The sequence below is a fragment of the Celeribacter ethanolicus genome (assembly GCF_002407265.1).
GTDB classification, from domain to species: Bacteria; Pseudomonadota; Alphaproteobacteria; order Rhodobacterales; family Rhodobacteraceae; genus Celeribacter; species Celeribacter ethanolicus.
Genome location: NZ_CP022196.1, coordinates 2,272,624 through 2,294,799, shown reverse-complemented (window position 1 = coordinate 2,294,799; position 22,176 = coordinate 2,272,624). Strand labels below are relative to the sequence as shown.

Below are 22,176 nucleotides of genomic sequence, written 5' to 3'. Positions count from 1 at the left end.
GCAATGGATGAGCTGAGGTGAGGCATATCATGAAACTATCCAACATAACCCTCAGGGACTTACCCGAAACGATCAAGCGCCCGGAGTATGACCGGAGCGTGCTCACGCCCGGCATCGTTCATATCGGTCTCGGCAATTTCCACCGCGCGCATCAATCCTGGTATCTGCACCGGTTGATGCAGATGGGATTGGCGCAGGATTGGGCCATCGTCGGCGCGGGTGTGCGGCCCTATGATGAGGAGATGCGTCAGAAATTTGTGGCGCAGGATTATCTGACCACACTGATCGAGCTGGACCCCGCGGGGTCTTCGGCGGAGGTCGTGGGCGCGATGATCGACTATGTTCCGGTCGAAGACGGCAACGGCGCGCTGATCGAACGCATGGCGCAGCCCGACATTCGCATCGTCGCGCTCACCGTCACGGAGGGCGGCTACTATATCGACCCGGCGACCAAAGGGTTTGACGCCACGCACCCGGATATTGTCCATGACGCCGAAAACCCCTGGCGCCCGCGCACGGCCTTTGGCGCCATGGTCGCGGCGTTGAAGCTGCGCCGGGATCGCGGGGTGGGGCCTTTCACGGGGCAGTCTTGCGACAACTTGCAAGGCAATGGCGCGGTGCTGCGCCAGACCGTTGTGTCGCTTGCGCGGCTTTCCGATCCCGATCTGGCGGATTGGATCAATGCCAAGTGTAGTTTTCCCAACGCCATGGTCGATTGCATCGTGCCGGCCACGGGGCCGCAGGAGCTGGAACTGGCGAAGAGCTTTGGCATCGAGGATGCTGTGCCCGTCACGCATGAGAATTTTCGGCAATGGGTGATCGAGGATGCGTTCTGCGCAGGTCGTCCCGACTGGGACAAGGCGGGGGCGGTGTTTTCCAAGGATGTGCACTCTTACGAGACGATGAAAATTCGCATCCTCAACGGTGGGCATCAGGTGATCGCCCCGGTCGGGGAGTTGCTCTCCGTGGTGACGATTTCCGGCTGTATGGAGCATCCTCTGATCGGCCAGTTGTTCGAAAAAGTCGAGCGCGAAGAGATTATGCCCCATGTCGCGCCTGTGCCCGAGTTCACGCCGCAGACCTATGTCGCGCTGATCAAAAAGCGGTTCTCCAATCCGAAGATCGTCGATACCACACGGCGCGTCGCCTTTGACGGTTCCTCGCGTCAGCCGGGGTTCATCGTGCCGTCGATCCGTGCCTGTCTTGCGCGCGGGATCGCGCCGGAGGGGCTTGCGCTGACCTCTGCGCTTTGGGCGCGTTATTGCCTTGGAACACGCGAAGACGGGTCCGAGATTGCGCCCAACGATCCGTTCTGGTCCGATCTGAGGGCTCTGGCCGCACAGGCCAAAGACGAGCCGAAGGTCTGGCTGTCCATGCGCCATATCTATGGCGATCTGGGCGAAGATGTGCGGTTCGCGGCGGCCTTCGAGCGCTGGCTGACGACGATCTGTCGCGAGGGTGTCGAGGCGGCGCTCAGGTCTTATTTGACCTGAGAGCGCAGCAGTCGCACCAGATTGGCCAGCACGAAGATCAGTGCGGCAACCGTCACGATGGTCGGGCCGGTCGGCGTGTCAAAGGTGAACGCGCCCTGAATGCCGCCCAACACCGCCAGCATACCAATGAGCGTGGCGATCAGCGCCATCCGCTCCGGCGTGCGGGAAAACGGCCGCGCACTCGCCGCTGGAATCAACAGCATCGCGGCAATCAGCAGCGTGCCGACCACCTTGATCGCCACCGCGACGACCATCGCCAGCGCCAGCGACAGGATCAACTGTTCGCGCCGGGGCGAAAGTCCCGAGGCCATGGCGAGATCGGGGTTGAGCGTCGTGGTCAAAAGTGCCGACCAGCGCCAGTACAGCAGAACGGAGACCAGCACCGCGCCGCCCCAGATCACCGCAAGATCGCTGCGCCCGACGGCGAGAATGTCGCCGAACAGATAGGCGTTGAGATCGACGCGCACATTGGGCACGAAACTGACCGCGACAAGCCCGAAAGCCAGTGCGCTATGCGCCATCACGCCCAGCATTGTGTCCATGGCAAAGCCGCGCCCCGAGAGGGTCGAGACGGTGAACGCCATCAACAGAGCAATCACAAGGACGCCCGCGAAGATCGACACGTTGAACGTCAGCGCCAGCGCCACCCCCAACAGAGCGGCATGCGCCGTGGCATCGCCGAAATAGGCCATCCGCCGCCAGACGACAAAACAGCCGAGGGGAGCTGCGGCCAGCACAAGTCCGATCCCGGCGAGGATCGCCCGGACCAGAAAGTCATCGAGAAGGCTCATGCGGAAGTTACCTTGTCCTGCGGTTGGTTCTGGCTGTGGTTCTGACCGTGGTCATGCGTGTGCGCATGCGCATGGTCCTGCGCATGGTCGTGATCGCAATGATCAAGGCTGTGGTCGTGCCGGTAGAGCGCCAGTGCGCCATGCGTGCCGGTGCCGAACAGCGCGCGGTATTCCGGCGCGGAGGCAACATGCTCCGGCGCGCCATGGCAACAGACATGGCCATTGAGACAGATCACCCGATCCGAGGTGGACATCACCACATGCAACTCGTGGCTGACCATCAGCACCGCAACGCCCTTGTTCTGACGTAGCCGCTCGATCTGGCTGTAGAAATCGGCGGAGCCGGTCTGGTCCAACCCCTGTGTCGCCTCGTCGAGGATCAGGAGATCCGGCTCGGACAGAAGCGCACGGGCCAGCAGCACGCGCTGGAACTGCCCGCCCGACAGGTCGGTCATCTGCCGCATGCAAAGATGGCCCGCACCGGCATCGTCGAGCGCGGCATGGGCGGCTTCGTTGCTCACCCGTTTCGGCAGCGACAGGAAGCGCCGCACGGTGAGCGGCAGGGTCGGGTCGATATGCAGCTTTTGCGGCACGTAGCCGATGCGCAGTCCGGGTTTGCGGATGACGGCACCGCTGTCCGGCTGCAAGGCACCGATCACCACTTTCATCAGCGTCGATTTGCCGGAGCCGTTCGGTCCCACGATGGTCACGATCTCGCCCGGTTCGACCGTCATCGACACGTCGTCCAGTACCAGACGCCCGCCGAGATGCAGGGTCACATTGTCGATCTCAATGAGGCTCATCGCTTTTCACTCGCCAGACAATTGGGGCAGGTGCCCTCGGCTTCGAGAACCGCCCGCGAAATGCGAAAGCCGGTGGTTTCGGCGATGTTTGCCAGCAGGCTGTGCGACGGATCTGTCTCGGCCTCCGCCACTGCCTGACAGGTGGTGCAGATCAGGAAGGCGGGCGTGTGCAACTCGCCGGGGTGGGCACAGGCGATGAAGGCGTTGAGCTTCTCGATCTTGTGCACGAAGCCGTGTTTCGTGAGGAAATCGAGCGCGCGGTAAGCCACCGGCGGCTGGCTGCCGAACCCGTCCTCGGCCAGACGGGCGAGCACGTCATAAGCCCCGAGCGCGCGGTGTTCCTCAAGCAGGATTTCCAGCGCCCGTTTGCGCACCGGCGTCAGTTGCAGCCCCGCCTCGCGACAGGACCGGTCCGCCGCGGCGACGGCGTCCGCGACGCAATGGCTGTGATCGTGGTGCTGAAATCCGATCGGGTTCGGGTCCATGGCATCGCTCCGGTATGACGAGTCGCGCGATTGGTTTCGCGACAGAGGCTCTTGATATGTTATCACCTCTGTTATATCAAGCCCGAGACGTAATAACATAACATGTACCAGAGGCCAGAATGACCCTTCGTCCCTCCCTTCTCTCCGCCACGCTCCTTGCCGGGGCACACTTCGCCGCCGCACAGGCCGCCTTTGCCGAGGTGCCGAATGTCGTCACCGACATGGCGCCGATCGATTCGCTCGTGGCCCAGGTCATGGGAGATCTCGGCTCCTCGACCCAGTTGATGCCTCAGGGCAGCTCGCCGCACGGCTATTCCCTGCGCCCGTCGGAGGCCAAGGCGCTGCAAGCCGCCGATATCGTGTTCTGGACCGGTCCGCGCATCGAACCGTGGCTCGATGAGATGATCGACGAGGTGGGGCAAGACGCCCATTCCGTGCCGCTGACGCTTGCCGAAGGCAGCACGATCCTGCCGCTGCGCGAAGGCGCGACTTTTGAGCGCCACGTCCATGGCGACGACGAGCATGATCACGATCATGACGAGGCGGGCCACGATGATCACGACGATCACGCCGAAGAGACACATGACGCGCATGACCACGACGATTATGAACACGACCACGAAGAGGTCCATGATCACGACCATGACGAGGCCGATCTTTCCGGCTCCGACGGCCATGCCTGGCTCGACCCGATGAACGCCCGCCTCTGGCTCGGTGTCATCGCCGAGGAGCTGTCGGAACTCGACCCGGAAAACGCCGGCACCTATGCCGCCAATGCCGCCGCCGGTCAGGCCGCGCTGGACGCACAGATCGCCCGCGTTGAGGCCGAACTGGCACCGCTCTCCGATCTGCGTTTCATCGTCTTCCACGACTCCTTCCAGTATTTTGAAAACCGCTTCGGTCTTCAGGCGACCGGCTCCATCTCGCTTTCGGACGCCACCGCGCCGAGCCCGGCCCGCGTCAAGGAAATTCAGGACAAGATCAAATCCGAAGGCGTCACCTGCGTCTTCTCTGAACCGCAGTTCAACGCCGGTCTCGTGGCCACCGTGCTTGACGGAACCGAGGCAAAGACGACCGTGATCGACCCGCTGGGCGTAGACTTGACGCCGGGTGTCGGATTTTACGGCGATCTGATCGACGCTGCGGCAGAGGCATTCAAAACCTGCGCTGGCGAATAATCCGGTTTCAAATGACCGACCGATAAAAAAAGGGCGCGTGGCAAGGCCTCGCGCCCTTGTTTGTGCGGGGGGCTGACTTTACATCCCAAGGCATGAGCCTCAGCATCCCCTTCCTCGCCTCGCCGCCGAAGGTCAATGTCATCCGCCTGAACGGCGCGATCATGACCCGTCAGGGCGGTTTGAACGACCAAAGCCTCGCCCCCGCGATTGAGCGCGCCTTTCGCAAGGGCAAACCCGCCGCCGTCGCGCTGTCGATCAATTCGCCGGGCGGTTCGCCGGTGCAATCCTCGCTGATCGCGGCGCGGATCATGCGTCTGGCGGCGGAAAAAGAGCTTCCGGTCTATGCGTTTGTCGAGGATGTCGCGGCCTCGGGCGGCTATTGGCTGGCCTGTGCCGCCGACAAGATTTTCGTCGATCCAAGCTCCATCGTCGGGTCCATCGGGGTGATCTCCGCCGGTTTCGGCTTTGATCAGCTTATTGGCAAATACGGTATCGAACGGCGGGTCTATACCTCGGGGAAATCCAAGAGCCAGATGGACCCGTTCCGTCCGGAAAATCCCGAGGACGTCGCCCGGATCAAGTCGCTTCAGGAAGAGATCCATCAGGCCTTCATCGCTCATGTCACCGAATCCCGTGCCGAGCGACTGTCGAAAGAGGCGGAACTCTTCGACGGCTCCTTTTGGACCGGGGCGAAAGGCGTCGACCTCGGGCTTGCCGATGGCATCGGACATCTCGTGCCGACCATGAAGAAGATCTATGGCGACAAGGTCAGACTTGCGGTTTTCGGCCCGAAACGCCCACTGTTCCGCCGCTTCGGCACCGAACTCGCCTCCGGTCTCACCGCGCAGGTCGAGGAACAGGCCCTCTGGGCCAGATTCGGACTCTGAACAGATGGTTTTCAAGATCATCAGCGTCTTTCTGATCTTCATGATGGTGCTCGCCCTTTTCGGCCGCCTGCGCTTTCCGGGTCAGCAAAAGCTGAACGATATGAAATGTCCGAAATGCGGGCGTTACAGAATTGGTAAAGGCCCGTGCGCCTGTGAAAAGGATAGATCCTGATGGATTTCATTTATGCGGTTGCCGGTCTGATCATCCTGCTGATTGCGGGCGACATGTTGGTGCGTGGCGCCGTGAACCTGTCCCTGCGACTGGGTATTCCGGCGCTGATCGTCTCGCTCACCGTCGTGGCCTTCGGCACCTCCGCGCCGGAGTTGTTGGTGTCCGTGTCGGCGATTTACGACGGCGCGCCGGGGCTGGCGCTCGGCAATGTCATCGGGTCGAACACCGCCAACGTGTTGTTGGTGCTGGGGATTCCGGCACTGATCTCGACGCTGCATGTGATCGACAATTCCACCCGCGCCTCTTACCTCCAGATGATCGGTGCGACCGTGTTGTTCATCCTTCTGGCTCTGCGTGGACGTTTCGATTGGATCGCCGGGGTGATTTTGCTCATGGCGCTGTTCTCGATGATCGGCCATGCGATCTACAAGGCCCGCTGTCACCGCGTTGCCCAGCGTGAAGTTGCAGCCGAAGAGGTCGAGGGCGCCGATCCCGACATGCCCTGGATCAAGATCGTCGGTTTCCTGCTCGTCGGTCTCATCGGTCTGCCTCTGGGGGCGGATATTCTCGTCGATGCCTCCACCAATATTGCCCGCGCTTTCAATGTGTCCGACGAGGTGATCGGCCTGACCCTCGTGGCCCTCGGCACCTCCCTGCCGGAACTCGCCACCACCGTCATGGCCGCGCTCAGGAAACAGGCCGATGTCGCCTTCGGCAATGTCATCGGTTCCAACATGTTCAACCTTCTCGGCATCATCGGTGTATCGAGCCTCGTCGGCCAGCTTCCGGTCGACAAGGACCTTATGGATTTCGACATCTGGGTGATGCTCGGAGTTTCCCTCCTGCTCGGCCTGTTCGTGCTCAAACGCATCGACATCACCCGGGTTTGGGGGATCGTCCTTTCCGTCCTATATGTGCTCTATGTATTGGCTGTTCTGGGCTGAGGAAGACCTATGATGTCGCGCAAGGCGCTTGTGACCGGGGCCGGGAAACGGCTGGGCCGTGCCATGGCCCTGTATCTGGGGGAGATGGGCTTTGACGTGGCCGTGCATTGTCATCGCTCGCGTGCCGAGGCCGCCGATCTGGTTGAAACCTTGCGCGCCATGGGGCGCAAGGCCTCCGTGTTGCAGGCCGATCTGCTCGATGAGGCGCAGGTGGAGACCCTCGTGCCGCGTGCCGTGGACGCGCTCGGCGGGCCTTTGACGCTTCTCGTCAACAACGCCTCGATTTTCGAAGACGACACGGTTGAGACCGCCACCCGGCAAAGCTGGGACCGGCATTTCGGGAGCAACCTGCGGGCGCCCTTCGTGTTAACGCAACAGTTCGCCGCGCAGGCTCCCGATCCGGTGTGCGATCCCGACGGTCGCCCGCACGCGCAGGCGCTTGTGGTCAACATGATCGACCAGAGGGTCCGCAAGCTCACGCCGCAGTTCATGACCTACACGCTCGCCAAATCCGCGCTCTGGACGCTCACGCAAACCGCGGCTCAGGCTCTCGCGCCCCGTGTGCGCGTCAATGGCATCGGTCCCGGCCCGACGCTTCAGGGCGCGCGCCAGAGCCCGGAGGACTTTGCGGAGCAGCAGAAATCGACCCTTTTGGCGCGTGGTGTCGCCCCGTCCGACGTCACTGCCGCACTGGCCTATCTGATCGCCGCTCCTGCGGTGACGGGGCAGCTCATTTGTCCCGACAGCGGTCAGCATCTGGCTTGGGAAACGGCGGATGTCCGGGGGCGGGAGTAAGTCCCGTTAGCCTTTCCAGGCAAAAGTTTTGCACGGCTCGCAGATTTGTTTCATTTTCGTTACTAAAATGTAAATAATATCAAGGGTTTGCGGGGTGTGTCGAAAAATATCCTTTGAAATCAAAGCGCTAAAAACGAGGTCATTTTTTGTGCAAACGGGTGAACGCGCATGAATCCAAGGGGAAATCCGTGTTCACGAAAACTTATAAGCAAGGTTATCCACAGAAACGGTGGATGAGTTTGCTCTTGCCCTTGGCGCGATAAGATTGCAGCCAGAGGGGGAATCGGAGGCAGGCAGATGAGTGACGCGACAGGCGCTGAAAAAACCGACCAGACGTCCGACATGTCCCACAAGGACGTGCCGCGCGGCCATGAGGTGATCGCCGATTACGTCAGGAAACTCGACGGTTCGCCCGGCGTGTATCGCATGCTCGATCCCGAACATAACGTGCTCTACGTCGGCAAGGCGAAGAACCTCAAGAACCGTGTGTCGAACTATGCCCGCCCCTCGGGTCATTCCGCCCGCATCGCCCGGATGATCTCCGAGACCTCGCAGATGATGTTCCTCACGACCCGGACAGAGACCGAGGCGCTTCTGCTCGAACAGAACCTGATCAAACAGCTCAAGCCGCGCTACAACGTATTGCTGCGCGACGACAAGAGCTTCCCGAACATCATGTTGACGAAGGACAGCGATTTCCCGCAGTTGTCCAAGCACCGCGGTGCGCGCAAGCGCAAGGCCGCCTATTTTGGCCCCTTCGCTTCCGCCTCCGCTGTGAACCGCACGCTGAACCAGTTGCAGAAGGTCTTTCTGCTGCGCACCTGTTCCGACCCGGATTTCGAGTCCCGTACGCGCCCCTGTCTTCAGTATCAGATCAAACGGTGCACCGCGCCCTGCGTCGGCAAGATCTCGAAAGAGGACTATGCCGAGCTGGTGAACGAGGCCGAACGCTTCCTTCAGGGCCGTCACTCCGGTCTTCAGGAAAAGCTTGCCCATGAGATGCAAACGGCCTCCGACGCGATGGAATTCGAACGCGCCGCCGCCTTCCGCGACCGCATCCGCGCCCTGACACAGGTTCAGACCGCGCAGGGGATCAACCCGCGCACCGTGGGCGAGGGCGATGTGATCGGGCTTCATATGGAGGGCGGGCAGGCCTGTGTGCAGGTCTTCTTCATCCGTGCGCATCAGAACTGGGGCAACAAGGATTTCTACCCGAAAACCAATGGCGCGGAGGCGGAGGAAGTGCTCGCCAGCTTCATTGGCCAGTTCTATGAGAAACGCGATCCGCCGCGTCAGTTGATCCTGTCACATGACATCGAAGAGCGGGATCTGATGGCCGAAGCGCTGTCGGAAAAAGCGGGCAAGAAGATCGAAATCCTCGTCCCGCAGCGCGGTGAGAAACAGGAGCTTGTCGCCTCGGCCCTGCGCAACGCGCGCGAGAGCCTTGGACGTAAAATGTCCGAAGGCGCCGCGCAGGAAAAGCTTCTCGAAGGGCTCAAAGAGGCTTTCGATCTGCCGCGCGTGCCGCAACGGGTCGAAGTCTACGACAACTCCCATATTCAGGGCGCCCATGCCGTCGGCGCGATGATCGTCGCGGGGCCGGAAGGTTTCATGAAGAACCACTACCGCAAATACGACATTCGCGGCGATGACATCACGCCCGGCGACGATTTCGGCATGATGAAAGAGGTGCTGACCCGTCGTTTCAAGCGTCTGTTCAAAGACGATCCCGACCGCTCAAAAGGCCTCTGGCCCGATCTTCTGTTGATCGACGGCGGCGCGGGGCAGGTCTCTGCCGTGCATGAGATCATGGTCAAAGAGGGGGTCACAGACATTCCGATGATCGGCGTCGCCAAGGGCATCGACCGGGATCAGGGCAAGGAAGAATTCCACCGCATCGGCCACCGCGTCATGGCGCTTCGGCGCAACGATCCGGTCCTGTATTTCATCCAGCGCATGCGCGACGAGGCCCACCGCTTCGTCATCGGCACCCACCGGGCGAAGCGCTCCAAAGCGATGGGTTTGACCAAGCTCGACGACATTCCCGGCATCGGCGCCACCCGCAAACGTGCGCTTCTGGCGCATTTTGGCTCTGCCAAGGCGGTGGAGGGCGCGCATCTCGACGATCTGATGGCCGTCGACGGAATTTCCGAGAAAGTGGCCCAGACCGTCTACGACTTCTTCCATGAGCACGGGTGAGAGAGTAAGGAGAAAACCATGACATGGAACCTGCCCAATATCCTCACCGTCTTCCGGCTGCTCTGCGCGCCGGGGGTGGCGCTTGTTTTTCTGATCCTGCCGCGCCCCGTCGCCGATTGGGCCGCGCTGATCCTGTTCGCCTCTGCCTCAATCACCGATTTTCTCGACGGCTATCTGGCGCGCAAATGGGACCAGATGTCGAAATTCGGCGCCATGTTGGACCCGATTGCCGACAAGGCCATGGTCGTGACGGCGATTGCCGTTCTGACCATGCTGCATGGGGCGAATGCGCTGATCGTCATTCCCGCCGCCTTCATTTTGCTGCGCGAAACCTTCGTGTCCGGCCTGCGGGAATTCCTGGGCGATACTGCCGGGACCTTGAAAGTCACGAAACTCGCCAAGTGGAAAACCACGGCGCAGATGGTCGCCATCGCCGTGCTCTTCGCCTATGGCGCGACCCTGATTGCGCCGCTCTTCACCCTCGGCATCGTGATCTTCTGGATCGCGGGCCTTCTGACCGTGATCACCGGCTGGGATTACCTGACCAAGGCCATGCCTTTCCTGCGAGATCACCATGAAGATTGAGGTGCTCTATTTCGCATGGGTGCGCGAACGTATCGGCGAACCGCGCGAGACGGTCGAAACCTCCGCCGCGACGGTGATGGATTTGGTCGAGGAATTGAAATCCCGCGAAGAGCGCTATGATCTTGCCTTCTCCGATCTCAAATCCTTGCGCGTCGCTCTCGATCAGGAACTGATGGAGTTCGACTCTCCTCTCGAAGGCGTGCGCGAGGTGGCCTTCTTCCCGCCGATGACCGGCGGGTGAGTGGGAGCGAAACCATGCGCATCTCCGTCCAGTCCGAAGATTTCGAACTCGCTCAGGTCCTCAAGGGCTTCGGCAAAGCCCCGAACACTGGCGCGACGGTCAGCTTCACCGGGCTGGTGCGCGACGACACCGGCACACTCGATCACATGGAGATCGAGCATTACCCCGGCATGTGCGAAGCAGCGATTTCCAAGATCGCTGAGGAGGCCGCGACGCGCTGGTCCCTCACCGACTGCCTCGTCATCCACCGCTACGGTCAGTTGCGCCCCGGCGATCAGATCATGATGGTCGCCACCGCCGCCCGGCATCGGGTCGAGGCGTTCGAGGCCGCCGAATACCTGATGGACTACCTGAAATCCCGCGCGCCGTTCTGGAAAAAGGAAGTGACGCGCGAGGGGGCCGATTGGGTCGCGGCGAAAGAGGCCGACGAAGACGCGCTCAAGCGCTGGTAGGCCGTTCTGGCGGCTGCGTTACGTGCCCGACAAAAGTCCGACGCAAATCCGACGCTTTGCCGACAGCAAAAACGCGGGGGGTCAGCCCGCGTTCATCCGCTCGATATAGGCCCGAAGTTCCTCTGCCTCCTGACGCGCTTCCCGCAGACCGTCCATCGCCGCGCGCAGCTCCGCCTCGGTCTGGTTGGTCTGCGTCGTCATCTCCGCCTCGCGATGCTGATAATAGGCAATCGCCTGATCGCGTTCTTCCTCCGCCTCGTGCAACTGCTGCGCCATGGTGTCGAGATCGTTCATCTCGCCCTGACCCACCCGCACGAACCGATGCACAAGCCAATGCGCAAACCATCCCATCAGAAAGGCGATGAAAAGCACGATCGCCGTGGCGATGATCAATTCGGTTCCGTTCATTCCGTATCCCCGTTCTCTGTCCCATCCGTACCGGTGTCCGCCGTGTCATCGGTGTCCGCATTTTCCCCCTGCGTCTCCTCCGATGGTACCGTTTGCGGCGCCTCTGCGTTCAGAAGTTTGAATTCGATCCGACGATTTTCCTCACGGCCCTCCTCGGTGCCGTTGTCGGCAATCGGTTCGCTTTCGCCATAGCCTTTCGCGGTGAAGCTCACCCCGGCCACCCGGCGCATCAAAAGCCCGTCGAGCACGGAATTGGCCCGCTGTGTCGAGAGGTTTAGATTCATCGTCTCACCGCCCTGGCTGTCGGTATGGCCACCGATTTCCATCTCGACCTCCTCGCAATCCTTGAGCGCCTCGGCAATGCGGTCGAGCGTGTCATTGGCTTCGACATTCAACTCGACCGACCCCGGATCGAACACGATCTTGGAACTGGCGACAATGGCGTTGGCCTCGGCGACGCATTCCTCGGGCGTCGGCAGGTCGAGCACCGGATCGAGTTTCTTCACATAGGTCACGTCGATGGTGAATTTCGCGCCATCGCCCAGCTTGTCGGACAGGATGCCGGCGATGGCCGCTTTGGCGTTTTCGTTGCCGGTCTCGCCCCGGATCTCAACCATGTCCTCGCTCATGATCGCCGAGCCGCGGGTCACCTCGCCAAGCGCTTCGATCACCGCCATGGCGCGCATCGCCCAGCCGGAGGGCAGGGTGTCGTCGATGCGCATGGCGGAGTAGACCGAATGAGACCCGAACTCGGCCCGCGCGAGCGCTTCGGTCGCTTGTTTGCTGCGGTCGTCGGGAATGCGTCCGCGCAACTGGGTCTGACCTTCGGGCGAACGGGTGACGATGAATTCGGCCCGCTCGTCTTCGGCCTCGGCCTGTTCCGCCTCCGGCAGGGAGGCGTGCAGGACGAAGGTCGGCGGCAGGTCGGCCTCAAGCTCGCCCACCACCGTGTCGAACAAGGCGGGGGAGGTGCCTTCGGCGGCGATCAGGTTCACGTCGCCATCGGTGAAGGTGATGCTGCCCTGACCGAGTTTCGACAGTGCCCGCATGCCGGTTTCTACCGCCACGGCCCATTGCGCCGACGGGGCGCCGAGCCCCACCGTGCAATGCGGATCGTCGATGCCAAGCGATTTTGCCGCGGCCAGAATGCGCAGATGGCCCTGTGCGGTCTCGGCGACGCAGGCGTCGAAATGAGGCCCGGTCTCGTCGATCAGGAAGCGCGCGGTAAAGGGCGTGATCACCGGTCGCGGCGCGGCGATGTCAAGCCTGGTGCGGATCGTCTCCGGCAGCTCGGCTTTGAGTTCTTTCTCGAACGCGGCCTTCTGCGCCTTGCTTTCGGCGAGTGCTGTGACGGTGATCCCATCGGCGGCCAGCGAGATTTTCGAACGCGGCAAAAGCGCGATGGCCTCGAGCCCGAAGTCCATGGCCTCGTCCCAGGCGTCGGGTTGGGGATAATCCGCCTGTTCCATCAGATCGGCGATGGAGCCGGTGCCGCTGGCTTTCTTCAGGTTCTCGATGAAACGGGCGCGGTCCCAGGAGGTGGGCACGAGACCGATCAGGGAGATGCCACTGTCGTTGCGCAGGATCTCGATGGAAAAGCGCGGCGCGGGGATGGCTTCCTGCTGGACCACGTTCATCACGTTGATCACGCGGGCCGGATCGACCACATGGCCCGCCGCACGCTGGGCGGCAAGCTGGGTCTGTTCGTCCGGGGCCACCCCGGTCAGCACGATCTGCAACCCGTCGCCTTCGACATTGACCCAATCGTAGCCCTGCAAAGTCAATTCGTTCCCGACCGCCTTGGTCGACGTGTTCTCGATGAACCGGGCACCGATCGCGGCCCCGGCCAGACAGAGAATGGCACCGATGATCAGCGCGGCGAAGACGGGCAGAAAGTTGGATATACGCATCAAACGAAGTGGCCTGTTGTGAGATGTGGCCTTTTTCTTAGGGGGTTCAGCCCATGGCTGCAATCAAAGGAACACCGCAATGGCAAGAAACAGCGCAGCCAGAAGCCCTGTGTCGCGGTTGGCCCTGAAAAGTTTCAGGCAGACATCGGGATTGTCCGTGTCAAGCCGTGCCATCTGCCAGGTCATGTGCAGCCCCATCGCCCAGGGCGCGCCCAGGGCCACGACAAGGGCCAGAACGGAGCGATCCGAGAGCGCTTCGATGATGCCCGCGGCCATCAGCACGACAGTGATGACGAGAAAGCGCTTGAGCCAGCGCGGTGTTTCTTCGCCAAAGCGCCGCGCGGTGGATTTCACCCCGATCAGCGCATCGTCTTCCTTGTCCTGATGGGCATAGATCGTGTCGTAGAAAATCGTCCAGGCAATGCCCGCGAGATAGAGAAACACCGGCGCCATGCTCAGCTTGCCCGCCACAGCGGCATAGGCCAGAAGCGCGCCCCAGTTGAAGGCGATGCCGAGAAACACCTGCGGCCACCAGGTAAAGCGTTTGGCGAAGGGATAGATCGCGACCGGAAGAAGCGACACAATGCCGAGCAGAATGGCGAGCTTGCCGAAGGTCAGAAGGATGACACAGGCGATGAGGCTCTGAACGATCATCCATGTGGCGGCCTGTTTGACCGTGACCTGCCCCGAGGGGATCGGGCGGCTTTTGGTGCGCTCCACCTTGTCGTCGAAATCCCGATCCGTGATGTCGTTCCATGTACAGCCCGCGCCGCGCATCAGCCACGCCCCCAGAGCACAGCCGATCATGATCCAGATCGTGCGCAGGCTCAGCGTGCCGGCCTCGGCCGACGCCAGAAGCGCGCCCCACCAGCACGGGATCAGCAACAACCATGTGCCCACCGGCCGATCCGCCCGCGACAGCCGAAGATAGGGCCGGGTCCAGGCCGGGGCGCGATGGTCCACCCAATTTCCCTTGACGGCATCGGCAACTTGCCCGTTCATCTCTGGCGTCACGCGGTCATCGGTCATATGTAGGGTCCATGGTTGAAGCGAAAATCAGGCTCTATGTAGATCACCCACTGTCGGTGGGGCAATCCATTCCTCTGGAACGGGAGCAAGCGCATTACCTTTTCGGGGTGATGCGGCTGGCGGAGGGCGCATTTGTCGCGCTGTTCAATTCCCGTGACGGCGAATTCGTGGCCGAAGTCACCGAGGCGGGCAAGCGCGGCGGGGTTCTCACCTGCGTCGAGAAGACGCGCGAACTGCAAATGCCGCCGGATCTCTGGCTCCTGTTCGCGCCGATCAAAAAGGCTCGCACCGATTTCATTGTCGAGAAAGCCGCCGAGATGGGGGCCAAGCGCATTTGCCCGGTACAGACCGAGTTCACCAATTCCGAACGCATCCGGCAGGACCGGTTGCAGGCCCACGCTGTCGAGGCCGCAGAGCAATGCGGCGGGACCTATGTGCCCGAGGTGGCCGATCTGCAAAAGCTCGACCGCCTTCTCGCCGACTGGGACCCGGAGCGTCAGATCATGTTCTGCGACGAAACGCTGGTGGGCGCGGCAGAGGCACTTGGCGCGAAAGAGGGCGATGCCAAAGGCGGCAAATGGGCCATTCTGATCGGACCCGAAGGTGGGTTCTCGGAGACGGAACGCAAACGCCTTCATGCGCTGCCCTGTGCTCATGCTGTCTCGCTCGGTCCCCGCATCCTGCGTGCCGACACGGCGGCGGTGGCGGCACTGACCGTCTGGCAGCAAAAGCTCGGGGACTGGTCGTGAGGCCGGAAGTGCGCGCGGCACTGGTCCGCTGGCGCGAGGTGATTGTCGGGCTTGTGGTCGTGGCGCTTTTCGCCTGGTGGGCGGCGTCCTCTTATGGCGTGATGCGCTGGATCGCCCTGACCGGGATGGCCCTTGCCGTAATCTTTGCTTTCGCCGCCGTGCAACGCGCCCGGTTCTCGCAAGGCGGCGGCGGCTTTGGCGCGGTCGAGGTGGACGAAGGTGTCGTCAGCTTCTTTTCGCCCCTCACAGGAGGTCAGATCGAGATCGAGGCGATCTCTGCCGTGACCTTGCTGCCTGGTCCGAAAGGCCACGCCCACTGGCAACTCGACGCCTATGGCCAGACGCCGCTGATTATCCCGCTCAATGCCCATGGCGCGGAGGTTCTGTTCGATGTCTTCGTCGGGCTCGACGGGCTGGAGACCGAAAAAATGCTGCGCGAGATCAAATCCAACCCCGACAGGCCCGTGGTGATCTGGCGCAAACGCACAGCCGTTCTGCACTGAGGCAACGACCGGGAATGCCTTGGCCGCATTGACTTCCGTGGGCGCTTGCCACATCTCTACCGGACCAAGAAACGCTTCGGAGTATCCCTAAATGTCCATTCCTCAATCCGGCGGCGGCCCGATCGAAAGCTATGACGACCTCGTTGGGTATTTCGAAGAGGGCTGCAAGCCCAAGGATCAGTGGAAGATCGGCACCGAGCACGAGAAGTTCGGCTATTGCGAAGACAAGCTCATGCCTCTGCCCTATGCGGGCGAGCGTTCGATCAAGGCGATCCTCGAAGGGTTGCAGGACCGCTACGGCTGGAACCCGATCTTCGAAGGTGAATATCTCATCGGGCTTGAACTCAACGGCGCGAATATCTCGCTTGAGCCGGGCGGGCAACTGGAGCTTTCCGGTGCGCCCTTAGACAACATCCACCAGACCTGCGACGAGGTGAACGAGCATCTCAAGGAAGTGCATACGGTGGCCGACGAGATCGGCGCGCGGTTCATCGGGCTCGGCATGGCGCCGACCTGGACCCATGAAGACATGCCGCTGATGCCCAAGGGGCGTTACAAGCTGATGGATTCCTATATGGCGACCGTGGGGGAGACCGGCAAAGACATGATGCGCCGCACCTGCACCGTGCAGGTGAACCTCGATTTCGCCTCAGAGGCCGACATGGTGCAGAAATTCCGCACCGCTCTGGCGCTGCAACCCGTGGCGACCGCTCTGTTTGCCAATTCGCCTTTCAAGGAGGGCAAGCTCAACGGTCATAAATCCTGGCGGTCGCGCATCTGGCGTCACCTCGACGCGTCGCGCACCGGCATGCTGCCCTTCGTGTTCGAGGACGGCATGGGGTTTGAGCGCTACGTCGAATACGCCCTCGATGTGCCGATGTATTTCGTCTACCGCGACGGTAAATATATCAACGCGCTGGGCCAGTCCTTCCGCGATTTCCTCAAGGGCGAACTGCCCGCGATGCCGGGCGAAAAGCCGACGATGTCCGACTGGGCGGATCATCTCACGACGCTCTTCCCGGAAGCCCGGATCAAGAAATACATGGAAATGCGCGGTGCCGATGGCGGCCCGTGGCGTCGCCTTTGCGCGCTCCCGGCCTTCTGGGTCGGTCTGATGTACGATCAGAACGCGCTCGATGCGACAACCGATCTGATCAAGGGCTGGACACCTGAGTTCCGCGAAGAGCTGCGGGTTGCGGCCTCCGTCGATGCGCTTCAGGCCGAGGTCGGCGGCGTCAAAATGCTCGATCTCGCGCGTGAATGCGTGGCGATTGCCGAGGCAGGCCTAAAGGCACGCGGCCGCGAAGGTGCGGGCGGCATGGTGCCAGACGAGACCCATTTCCTCAATGCGCTGAAAGACAGCATCGAAACCGGCCATTCCCCGGCGGCGGAACTGATCGAGCGGTTCAACACCGACTGGAATGGCGACGCGTCAAAGGTCTTCGGCGAATATTCCTATTGAAAAAGGGGCCTGCGGGCCCCTTTTCCTTTTACTGGCGAGTGACCGAAGGGATCGCACTGTCTTCATAGGACAGGGGACCGCCCTCTCCCGAGATCGGATCGGGGCCGAACCGGTTCGGCCCTGTGGTGCCGCGGCTGACCAGCCAGATGAAGAGGACGATGGGGCCGACCAGCGGAATGAGCACGAGCCAGTACCACCAGCCCGATTTGTCACGGTCATGCAGGCGGCGGACCAGAGCGGAAATGCTGGGCAGGAACAGGGCGAGCGAAATGATCGGATAGAAGATCACGATGTCGGAGGTGCGCAAGAAGCTCCCCGGCTCGCTGACCTGAGTCTGGCCGAACAGTGTCAGGTCGATGATGCTCGCGATGATACTGACGAGAAAGACGAAAAGTGCCCACCACCAATATTCCGCCCGCCGCGCGCGGCCGGAAAAGGTGACGTATTTCTGAAAGCAAATTTTGACGGAGTCGATGAATGTCATGGAGCTGTCCCTTGTTGTTTTCATCAGTCTTCGGTCAACCGGAGTGTGAAACAAGGGGAAATTATGCCGGGAAACAGACGCTCACTCTCCCGGGGGCTTTATGCCGCATCACCCGTTCTGGCCAAGCACCCGACGCCGGTAATACTCGTGTATTTCCTGCCGGCGGGCTTCCTCGAATTCCTCCGAATGGGCTTGTCCGGCCTCCGGAATGCGCATCAGGGCGGCATAACCGGACTGGGCAGATCGGCCTGAAAACCGGTCTTTGGGCCGCGCGCCGCCACCATTTTCGGGATCGCCCCAGCTATTGCGATGCGGCTCTGACGGCAGCACATAGAAGATCAGCAGAATGATCGGGCCGACGATGGGGGCGAAGGAGATGAAAAACCAGAGTCCTGAACGCCCGATGTCGTGCAATCGCCGGATGGTCATCGACAGGTTGGGGATGATGTTCAGGAGCCAGAACCAGATCAGAAGTGTGCCCCCCTTGGCCAGATCCAGCGCGAGCAGGAGCGTGACGAGCGCGTAATAGGCTGCAAACCACCAGAATTCCGAACGCGAGGCGCGCCCCGAGAAGTTGAAAGCTCTGAAATAGCCGTTTTCTACGGCTTTTAACGGACCGACCATACTGTCCCCCGACACATCGTTACAGGATGAAATTCGGTGCGGATTCGGGCGGGAATGCGGCGTTGATCGTGCGATTTTGGGAAAATCAGCCCTTTTGCCCGATCTTCGTTTCCGTTCCGGCCTTGAGCCGTGCGATGTTCTCGCGGTGCTTGTAGAAAATCAGCGCCGTCAGCACGAGCACCAGAAGCGCGCCGTACAGAGGATAGAAAAATGCCGTGTAGATCGGCGCCATCAGCGCCGCGACCAGTGCCGAGAGGCTCGAATACCGGGTGATCACCGCCACCAGCAGCCATGTGCCACAGGCCAGAAGCCCGGCAGGGAAACTCAGCGCCAACAACGTGCCGAGGAAGGTCGCAACGCCCTTACCGCCTTTGAAGCGCAGGAACACCGGGTAGAGATGGCCGAGCATGGCGCAAAGCCCGGCGATCCCCGCCGCCGGTTCCCCCACGAGCATTCGTGCCAGAACCACCGCCAGCGCGCCTTTGCCGCTGTCGCCCAGAAGGGTGAGAAACGCGGCCAGTTTGTTGCCGGTGCGCAGAACATTCGTCGCGCCGATGTTGCCCGAGCCGATGTTGCGCAGATCGCCAAGGCCAAAGAGCCGCGCCATGACGATGCCAAAGGGGATCGAGCCGAGGAGATAGGCCAAAATGGCGGTAAAGATCAGCATCAGAAGCGTCATCAGGTTTTCCGTGGTTCAAATACTCAAATCGCGTCAGCGGAAGGCTCAGCCCTCAAAGACCCGCATGCCATCGACCCAGGTGCCCTTCACCTTGCCTTGCATTTTGGCGCCGTCAAAGGGGGTATTTTGCGATTTCGATTTGAGCGTGAAGCGATCCAGCACAAAAGGCGCATCCGGGTCGAACAGAACGAGATCGGCGGGCGCACCTTCGGAGAGCCGCCCGGCCTCAAGGCCCAGACGTTTCGCCGGATTGAGCGCCATGGCACGGAACAGCTCCGGCAGGGTTAGTTGCCCGGCATGGTACAGGCGCAGCGCGGCGGGCAGAAGGGTCTCAAGCGCCACGGCGCCGGAGGCGGCCTCCTCGAACGGCAGGCGTTTGCTCTCCTCGTCCTGCGGCGTGTGCATCGAAGAGATCACGTCGATCAACCCGGACGCCACGGCCTCGACCATCGCCAGACGGTCGTCCTCGGAGCGCAGAGGCGGTTTCACCTTGAAGAAGGTGCGGTAGTTGCCGACGTCCAGCTCATTGAGCGTCAGGTGGTGGATCGACACGCCCGCCGTCACGTCAAAGCCATTCTGTTTCGCCCGCTCCAGTGCCGGAAGCGCACGGGCGGTGGTGATCTGGTCGAAGTGATAGGAGACATTGGTCATCTCGATCAGCGCCAGATCGCGGTCCAGCCCCATGCGCTCCGCCATCGGCGACACGGCGGGCAGGCCACGCAACGCGGCGAATTTGCCGGAGGTTGCGGAGGCGCCGTTCGACAGGCCCGGCTCTTGCGGATGCCCGATCACCAGTGCACCGGTGGATTTCGCATAGGTCAGGGCGCGTTGCAAAACCTTGGTGTCAGCGACCACATGATCGCAATCGGTAAAGGCCACCGCGCCCGCATCGCGCATAAAGCCGATCTCGACCATCTCACGCCCTTCACGTCCCTTGGTCAGCGCCGACATGTGTTTGACCTTGACCACCGCGTCAGAGGCTGCGCGGCGCTGGACGAATTCCAGGACCTCGGGGCTGTCGATGGCATTGAGCGTATCGGGGCGGGTGATCATCGTCGTGACCCCGCCCGCCGCCGCCGCACGCCCTGCGGAGGCAAAGCTTTCCTTGTGCCGCTCACCCGGTTCCGAGACTTTCACCCCCAGATCGACGATCCCCGGCGCAAGACAAAGGCCCCCGCAGTCAATGCTCTCGCCCATCGGCGGCTTGCCTGTGCCGCGCTCGGCAATCATCGGGCCTTCGACACGAAGCCAGCCGATCTCATCGGTCATCGCCTCGGGGTCGATCAGTCGGGCATTGGTGAAAATGGTCATACTGAGCCTTTCTGGATGTCACGGATCAGCCCGTAGATGGAGCGGGCGTCGTGAATAAGCGAAAACGAGGGCGTGCTGTCGAACCGGTCTCCGACGATCGGTTCGGCGCGCCCGCGAAACAGGATGGTGCCGGGGTTCTCGCCGTCGAACTCGACACCCAGCGAGGGGCGCAGATCGAGCGCCAAAAGGGTTTTGCCGGCGAATGGCAGATCATTGGCAAAGAAGGCACGGCGGGTGGTGAGGGAATACCATGTGCGCCGGGCGATGAAGGGCCCGATCAGCATCGGCCCGAGTGCGACCAGAAGACCCGCGACGAAATGAATGAGGCCAAAGAGCCAGAAATCGCCCGCACGATAGGCCATCACCATCCAGAACAGCGCGAAGGCGGCAAAGATCACGCCGAAAAAGGCAAAGGGCAGGGCGGGGCCACGCCACTGGATGCGCAAATCCGGCTGTCCCTGCCAGAGCACCCGCTCATTGGGAAACAGGATATCGCCCCAGCCCTCGGTCATCCGCCGATCCAGACAAAGGCCGCGACGAAGAGCGCGAGGAAGATCAACACGACGGTGGCCACCATGCCGGATATGCGCGCTGCGGATTTCGGCGGTTTGCCCTGCGCCAGTTGACCCTTGGCGCTTTCCGTCTCGATGCCAACAACAGGCGGCAGGTCGATGGGCATGCCATAGCGACCGATCAACGCAAAAGGCGGTTCCGGCGACAGGCGGGTGTCCTTGTCCTTGAGGCCCGTCGAATAGAGCATCACAACGACACCTGTGAGCGCGTCGAGCCTGGCGGCGTCCTCGCCAATGTCGAACCCGCTGGCTTCGCCGAGATAGCGGGCAAAACCATAGTCCTTCATCGCGGCCAGATCGAACCATTCCACCGCCTCTGTCGCGGGTGGGGTCCAGAGGCCAAGCGCCTCGGCAAAACTCGCGGACGAGATCAGATCGGTGTTCAAATCCTCCACCGGCCCGTTATAGGACAGGACCCAGACATAGCGTCCGCCGCCGTTCGGAATGTCCTCGGGTTGGTTCAAACCATGACCCCCTTGTCGGCCTCGCGCGATGCCCGAAGGTTGCGGGCCAGCAAATCCATCGCCGCCATGCGCACGGCGACCCCCATTTCGACCTGTTCCTGAATGACCGAGCGATTGATGTCGTCGGCGATGGTGCCGTCGATTTCGACGCCGCGGTTCATCGGCCCGGGGTGCATGACGATGGCGTCCGGTTTGGCATGCGCCAGTTTCTCGGCGTCCAATCCGTAACGATAGAAATATTCGCGCTCAGACGGGATGAATCCGCCGTCCATGCGCTCTTTTTGCAGGCGAAGCATCATGACCACATCGACGTCCTTGAGTCCCTCGGCCATGTCGTCGTAAATCTCACAGCCAAACTCGCGGAACTGCTGCGGCACCAGAGTGGGCGGGCCGACAAGGCGCACGCGGTTTTCCATCTTGCCCAGCAGGATCAGGTTCGAGCGCGCGACGCGGGAGTGGGTGACATCGCCGCAAATCGCGATGTTGAGGCGATGCAGCCGCCCCTTGGCGCGGCGGATCGTCAGGGCATCGAGCAGGGCCTGCGTCGGGTGTTCGTGTTTGCCGTCACCTGCGTTCAGCACGGCGCAGTTGACCTTTTGCGACAAAAGATCGACCGCCCCGGAATGCGGGTGCCGCACCACCAGAAGGTCGGGATGCATGGCGTTGAGCGTCAGGGCGGTGTCGATCAGGGTCTCGCCCTTCTTGATCGAGCTGGCCTGCATCGACATGTTCATCACATCCGCGCCAAGCCGTTTGCCCGCCAGTTCGAAAGACGACTGGGTCCGCGTCGAGTTCTCGAAGAACATGTTGATCTGGGTGAGCCCCCGAAGCGCGTCGGCGTGTTTTTCCGACTGCCGGTTCAGATCGACATAACGCTCTGCCACGTCGAGCACGGCTGTGATCTCGTCGGGGTGAAGCGGCTCGATCCCCAAAAGGTGTTTTTGCCGGAATGCCAT

At 61.7% G+C, this 22,176-nt stretch carries 26 protein-coding genes; 13 read left to right on the top strand and 13 right to left on the bottom strand.

What is annotated here, in order from left to right:
• The first annotated feature begins 29 nt into the window (after positions 1-29).
• Positions 30-1,493, top strand: a complete 1,464-nt coding sequence (locus CEW89_RS11245) for a mannitol dehydrogenase family protein (protein WP_096805958.1) — start codon at positions 30-32, stop codon at positions 1,491-1,493.
• Here the strand turns inward: CEW89_RS11245 and CEW89_RS11240 are convergent.
• From CEW89_RS11240 to CEW89_RS11230, 3 genes are read right to left on the bottom strand one after another with little or no spacing between them, the layout of a single operon-like run.
• The gene (locus tag CEW89_RS11240) at positions 1,481-2,284 is read right to left on the bottom strand and encodes a metal ABC transporter permease (protein ID WP_096805957.1); all 804 of its coding nucleotides are present in this window, start codon (positions 2,282-2,284) and stop codon (positions 1,481-1,483) included. The two genes, CEW89_RS11245 and CEW89_RS11240, sit on opposite strands and share 13 nt — an antisense overlap.
• Entirely contained in the window at positions 2,281-3,087 is an 807-nt protein-coding gene (locus CEW89_RS11235; protein WP_066702422.1) for a metal ABC transporter ATP-binding protein, read from the bottom strand. Before CEW89_RS11235 ends, CEW89_RS11240 begins: the two co-directional genes overlap by 4 nt.
• Positions 3,084-3,572 carry a Fur family transcriptional regulator gene (locus CEW89_RS11230; RefSeq protein WP_066702424.1) on the bottom strand — a complete coding sequence of 163 codons (489 nt, stop codon included), beginning with the start codon at positions 3,570-3,572 and terminating at the stop codon, positions 3,084-3,086. Before CEW89_RS11230 ends, CEW89_RS11235 begins: the two co-directional genes overlap by 4 nt.
• A gap of 119 nt (positions 3,573-3,691) precedes the next feature.
• Between CEW89_RS11230 and CEW89_RS11225 the strand changes: the two genes are divergently transcribed.
• The 9 genes from CEW89_RS11225 (at position 3,692) to CEW89_RS11190 (ending at position 11,025) form a co-directional block, all read left to right on the top strand.
• Positions 3,692-4,750: a zinc ABC transporter substrate-binding protein gene (locus CEW89_RS11225; RefSeq protein WP_066702427.1), complete on the top strand. Its 1,059-nt coding sequence runs from the start codon at positions 3,692-3,694 to the stop codon at positions 4,748-4,750.
• Positions 4,751-4,842: 92 nt separating this feature from the next.
• Positions 4,843-5,637: a S49 family peptidase gene (locus tag CEW89_RS11220; RefSeq protein ID WP_066702430.1), complete on the top strand. Its 795-nt coding sequence runs from the start codon at positions 4,843-4,845 to the stop codon at positions 5,635-5,637.
• A 4-nt stretch (positions 5,638-5,641) separates the two neighbouring features.
• Positions 5,642-5,809: a hypothetical protein gene (locus CEW89_RS21040; RefSeq protein WP_198403410.1), complete on the top strand. Its 168-nt coding sequence runs from the start codon at positions 5,642-5,644 to the stop codon at positions 5,807-5,809.
• The gene (locus tag CEW89_RS11215) at positions 5,809-6,753 is read left to right on the top strand and encodes a calcium/sodium antiporter (protein WP_096805956.1); all 945 of its coding nucleotides are present in this window, start codon (positions 5,809-5,811) and stop codon (positions 6,751-6,753) included. The genes CEW89_RS21040 and CEW89_RS11215 overlap by 1 nt, the downstream gene beginning before the upstream one ends.
• Before the next feature lie 9 nt (positions 6,754-6,762).
• On the top strand, positions 6,763-7,548 hold the full coding sequence (locus tag CEW89_RS11210) for an SDR family oxidoreductase (protein ID WP_096805955.1): 786 nt from the start codon (positions 6,763-6,765) through the stop codon (positions 7,546-7,548).
• Between the two features lie 342 nt (positions 7,549-7,890).
• Complete coding sequence (gene uvrC / locus CEW89_RS11205; RefSeq protein ID WP_244906212.1) at positions 7,891-9,747, top strand: excinuclease ABC subunit UvrC; 1,857 nt, start codon at positions 7,891-7,893, stop codon at positions 9,745-9,747.
• Between the two features lie 18 nt (positions 9,748-9,765).
• Complete coding sequence (pgsA, locus tag CEW89_RS11200; protein WP_096805953.1) at positions 9,766-10,332, top strand: CDP-diacylglycerol--glycerol-3-phosphate 3-phosphatidyltransferase; 567 nt, start codon at positions 9,766-9,768, stop codon at positions 10,330-10,332.
• On the top strand, positions 10,322-10,573 hold the full coding sequence (gene moaD, locus CEW89_RS11195) for a molybdopterin converting factor subunit 1 (RefSeq protein WP_096805952.1): 252 nt from the start codon (positions 10,322-10,324) through the stop codon (positions 10,571-10,573). The genes pgsA and moaD overlap by 11 nt, the downstream gene beginning before the upstream one ends.
• A 14-nt stretch (positions 10,574-10,587) precedes the next feature.
• A complete protein-coding gene (locus CEW89_RS11190; protein ID WP_096805951.1) occupies positions 10,588-11,025 on the top strand; it encodes a molybdenum cofactor biosynthesis protein MoaE in 438 nt (145 codons plus the stop codon).
• Positions 11,026-11,106: 81 nt separating this feature from the next.
• Here CEW89_RS11190 and CEW89_RS11185 read toward each other — a convergent pair whose 3' ends face one another.
• From CEW89_RS11185 to ubiA, 3 genes are all read right to left on the bottom strand, one after another.
• Entirely contained in the window at positions 11,107-11,433 is a 327-nt protein-coding gene (locus CEW89_RS11185) for a hypothetical protein (RefSeq protein ID WP_066702445.1), read from the bottom strand.
• A complete protein-coding gene (locus CEW89_RS11180; protein ID WP_066702447.1) occupies positions 11,430-13,343 on the bottom strand; it encodes an OmpA family protein in 1,914 nt (637 codons plus the stop codon). The genes CEW89_RS11185 and CEW89_RS11180 overlap by 4 nt, the downstream gene beginning before the upstream one ends.
• Before the next feature lie 63 nt (positions 13,344-13,406).
• The gene (gene ubiA, locus CEW89_RS11175) at positions 13,407-14,372 is read right to left on the bottom strand and encodes a 4-hydroxybenzoate octaprenyltransferase (protein WP_066702449.1); all 966 of its coding nucleotides are present in this window, start codon (positions 14,370-14,372) and stop codon (positions 13,407-13,409) included.
• An 11-nt stretch (positions 14,373-14,383) separates the two neighbouring features.
• Between ubiA and CEW89_RS11170 the strand changes: the two genes are divergently transcribed.
• From CEW89_RS11170 to CEW89_RS11160, 3 genes are all read left to right on the top strand, one after another.
• Positions 14,384-15,121: a 16S rRNA (uracil(1498)-N(3))-methyltransferase gene (locus CEW89_RS11170; RefSeq protein ID WP_066702451.1), complete on the top strand. Its 738-nt coding sequence runs from the start codon at positions 14,384-14,386 to the stop codon at positions 15,119-15,121.
• A complete protein-coding gene (locus CEW89_RS11165) occupies positions 15,118-15,624 on the top strand; it encodes a hypothetical protein (RefSeq protein ID WP_157779824.1) in 507 nt (168 codons plus the stop codon). The genes CEW89_RS11170 and CEW89_RS11165 overlap by 4 nt, the downstream gene beginning before the upstream one ends.
• A gap of 91 nt (positions 15,625-15,715) precedes the next feature.
• Positions 15,716-17,086, top strand: a complete 1,371-nt coding sequence (locus CEW89_RS11160) for a glutamate--cysteine ligase (protein WP_096805949.1) — start codon at positions 15,716-15,718, stop codon at positions 17,084-17,086.
• A 28-nt stretch (positions 17,087-17,114) separates the two neighbouring features.
• On the opposite strand, the gene CEW89_RS11155 is transcribed toward CEW89_RS11160, so the two are convergent.
• The 7 genes from CEW89_RS11155 to CEW89_RS11125 all read right to left on the bottom strand — a co-directional run bounded on the left by CEW89_RS11155 (position 17,115) and on the right by CEW89_RS11125 (position 22,176).
• Positions 17,115-17,570 (bottom strand): DUF805 domain-containing protein, encoded by a 456-nt coding sequence (locus CEW89_RS11155; RefSeq protein WP_096805948.1) that lies wholly within the window; start codon positions 17,568-17,570, stop codon positions 17,115-17,117.
• Positions 17,571-17,678: 108 nt separating this feature from the next.
• Positions 17,679-18,194 (bottom strand): DUF805 domain-containing protein, encoded by a 516-nt coding sequence (locus CEW89_RS11150; protein ID WP_096805947.1) that lies wholly within the window; start codon positions 18,192-18,194, stop codon positions 17,679-17,681.
• A gap of 85 nt (positions 18,195-18,279) precedes the next feature.
• Positions 18,280-18,873, bottom strand: a complete 594-nt coding sequence (plsY, locus tag CEW89_RS11145; RefSeq protein WP_096805946.1) for a glycerol-3-phosphate 1-O-acyltransferase PlsY — start codon at positions 18,871-18,873, stop codon at positions 18,280-18,282.
• Between the two features lie 45 nt (positions 18,874-18,918).
• Positions 18,919-20,184, bottom strand: coding sequence for a dihydroorotase (gene pyrC, locus CEW89_RS11140; RefSeq protein WP_096805945.1), 1,266 nt, complete (start codon positions 20,182-20,184; stop codon positions 18,919-18,921).
• Positions 20,181-20,696 (bottom strand): aspartate carbamoyltransferase catalytic subunit, encoded by a 516-nt coding sequence (locus CEW89_RS11135; RefSeq protein WP_096805944.1) that lies wholly within the window; start codon positions 20,694-20,696, stop codon positions 20,181-20,183. Before CEW89_RS11135 ends, pyrC begins: the two co-directional genes overlap by 4 nt.
• Complete coding sequence (locus CEW89_RS11130; protein WP_096805943.1) at positions 20,693-21,220, bottom strand: hypothetical protein; 528 nt, start codon at positions 21,218-21,220, stop codon at positions 20,693-20,695. The genes CEW89_RS11135 and CEW89_RS11130 overlap by 4 nt, the downstream gene beginning before the upstream one ends.
• Positions 21,217-22,176 (bottom strand): aspartate carbamoyltransferase catalytic subunit, encoded by a 960-nt coding sequence (locus CEW89_RS11125; protein WP_066702476.1) that lies wholly within the window; start codon positions 22,174-22,176, stop codon positions 21,217-21,219. Before CEW89_RS11125 ends, CEW89_RS11130 begins: the two co-directional genes overlap by 4 nt.

Excerpts from the sequence above, each read along its gene's own strand:
- CEW89_RS11245 (WP_096805958.1), top strand. The coding sequence starts at position 30 with ATGAAACTATCCAACATAACCCTCAGGGACTTACCCGAAACGATCAAG.
- CEW89_RS11240 (WP_096805957.1), bottom strand. The coding sequence starts at position 2,284 with ATGAGCCTTCTCGATGACTTTCTGGTCCGGGCGATCCTCGCCGGGATC.
- CEW89_RS11235 (WP_066702422.1), bottom strand. The coding sequence starts at position 3,087 with ATGAGCCTCATTGAGATCGACAATGTGACCCTGCATCTCGGCGGGCGT.
- CEW89_RS11230 (WP_066702424.1), bottom strand. The coding sequence starts at position 3,572 with ATGGACCCGAACCCGATCGGATTTCAGCACCACGATCACAGCCATTGC.
- CEW89_RS11225 (WP_066702427.1), top strand. The coding sequence starts at position 3,692 with ATGACCCTTCGTCCCTCCCTTCTCTCCGCCACGCTCCTTGCCGGGGCA.
- CEW89_RS11220 (WP_066702430.1), top strand. The coding sequence starts at position 4,843 with ATGAGCCTCAGCATCCCCTTCCTCGCCTCGCCGCCGAAGGTCAATGTC.
- CEW89_RS21040 (WP_198403410.1), top strand. The coding sequence starts at position 5,642 with ATGGTTTTCAAGATCATCAGCGTCTTTCTGATCTTCATGATGGTGCTC.
- CEW89_RS11215 (WP_096805956.1), top strand. The coding sequence starts at position 5,809 with ATGGATTTCATTTATGCGGTTGCCGGTCTGATCATCCTGCTGATTGCG.
- CEW89_RS11210 (WP_096805955.1), top strand. The coding sequence starts at position 6,763 with ATGATGTCGCGCAAGGCGCTTGTGACCGGGGCCGGGAAACGGCTGGGC.
- uvrC (WP_244906212.1), top strand. The coding sequence starts at position 7,891 with ATGTCCCACAAGGACGTGCCGCGCGGCCATGAGGTGATCGCCGATTAC.
- pgsA (WP_096805953.1), top strand. The coding sequence starts at position 9,766 with ATGACATGGAACCTGCCCAATATCCTCACCGTCTTCCGGCTGCTCTGC.
- moaD (WP_096805952.1), top strand. The coding sequence starts at position 10,322 with ATGAAGATTGAGGTGCTCTATTTCGCATGGGTGCGCGAACGTATCGGC.
- CEW89_RS11190 (WP_096805951.1), top strand. The coding sequence starts at position 10,588 with ATGCGCATCTCCGTCCAGTCCGAAGATTTCGAACTCGCTCAGGTCCTC.
- CEW89_RS11185 (WP_066702445.1), bottom strand. The coding sequence starts at position 11,433 with ATGAACGGAACCGAATTGATCATCGCCACGGCGATCGTGCTTTTCATC.
- CEW89_RS11180 (WP_066702447.1), bottom strand. The coding sequence starts at position 13,343 with ATGCGTATATCCAACTTTCTGCCCGTCTTCGCCGCGCTGATCATCGGT.
- ubiA (WP_066702449.1), bottom strand. The coding sequence starts at position 14,372 with ATGACCGATGACCGCGTGACGCCAGAGATGAACGGGCAAGTTGCCGAT.
- CEW89_RS11170 (WP_066702451.1), top strand. The coding sequence starts at position 14,384 with ATGGTTGAAGCGAAAATCAGGCTCTATGTAGATCACCCACTGTCGGTG.
- CEW89_RS11160 (WP_096805949.1), top strand. The coding sequence starts at position 15,716 with ATGTCCATTCCTCAATCCGGCGGCGGCCCGATCGAAAGCTATGACGAC.
- CEW89_RS11155 (WP_096805948.1), bottom strand. The coding sequence starts at position 17,570 with ATGACATTCATCGACTCCGTCAAAATTTGCTTTCAGAAATACGTCACC.
- CEW89_RS11150 (WP_096805947.1), bottom strand. The coding sequence starts at position 18,194 with ATGGTCGGTCCGTTAAAAGCCGTAGAAAACGGCTATTTCAGAGCTTTC.
- plsY (WP_096805946.1), bottom strand. The coding sequence starts at position 18,873 with ATGACGCTTCTGATGCTGATCTTTACCGCCATTTTGGCCTATCTCCTC.
- pyrC (WP_096805945.1), bottom strand. The coding sequence starts at position 20,184 with ATGACCATTTTCACCAATGCCCGACTGATCGACCCCGAGGCGATGACC.
- CEW89_RS11135 (WP_096805944.1), bottom strand. The coding sequence starts at position 20,696 with ATGACCGAGGGCTGGGGCGATATCCTGTTTCCCAATGAGCGGGTGCTC.
- CEW89_RS11125 (WP_066702476.1), bottom strand. The coding sequence starts at position 22,176 with ATGGCATTCCGGCAAAAACACCTTTTGGGGATCGAGCCGCTTCACCCC.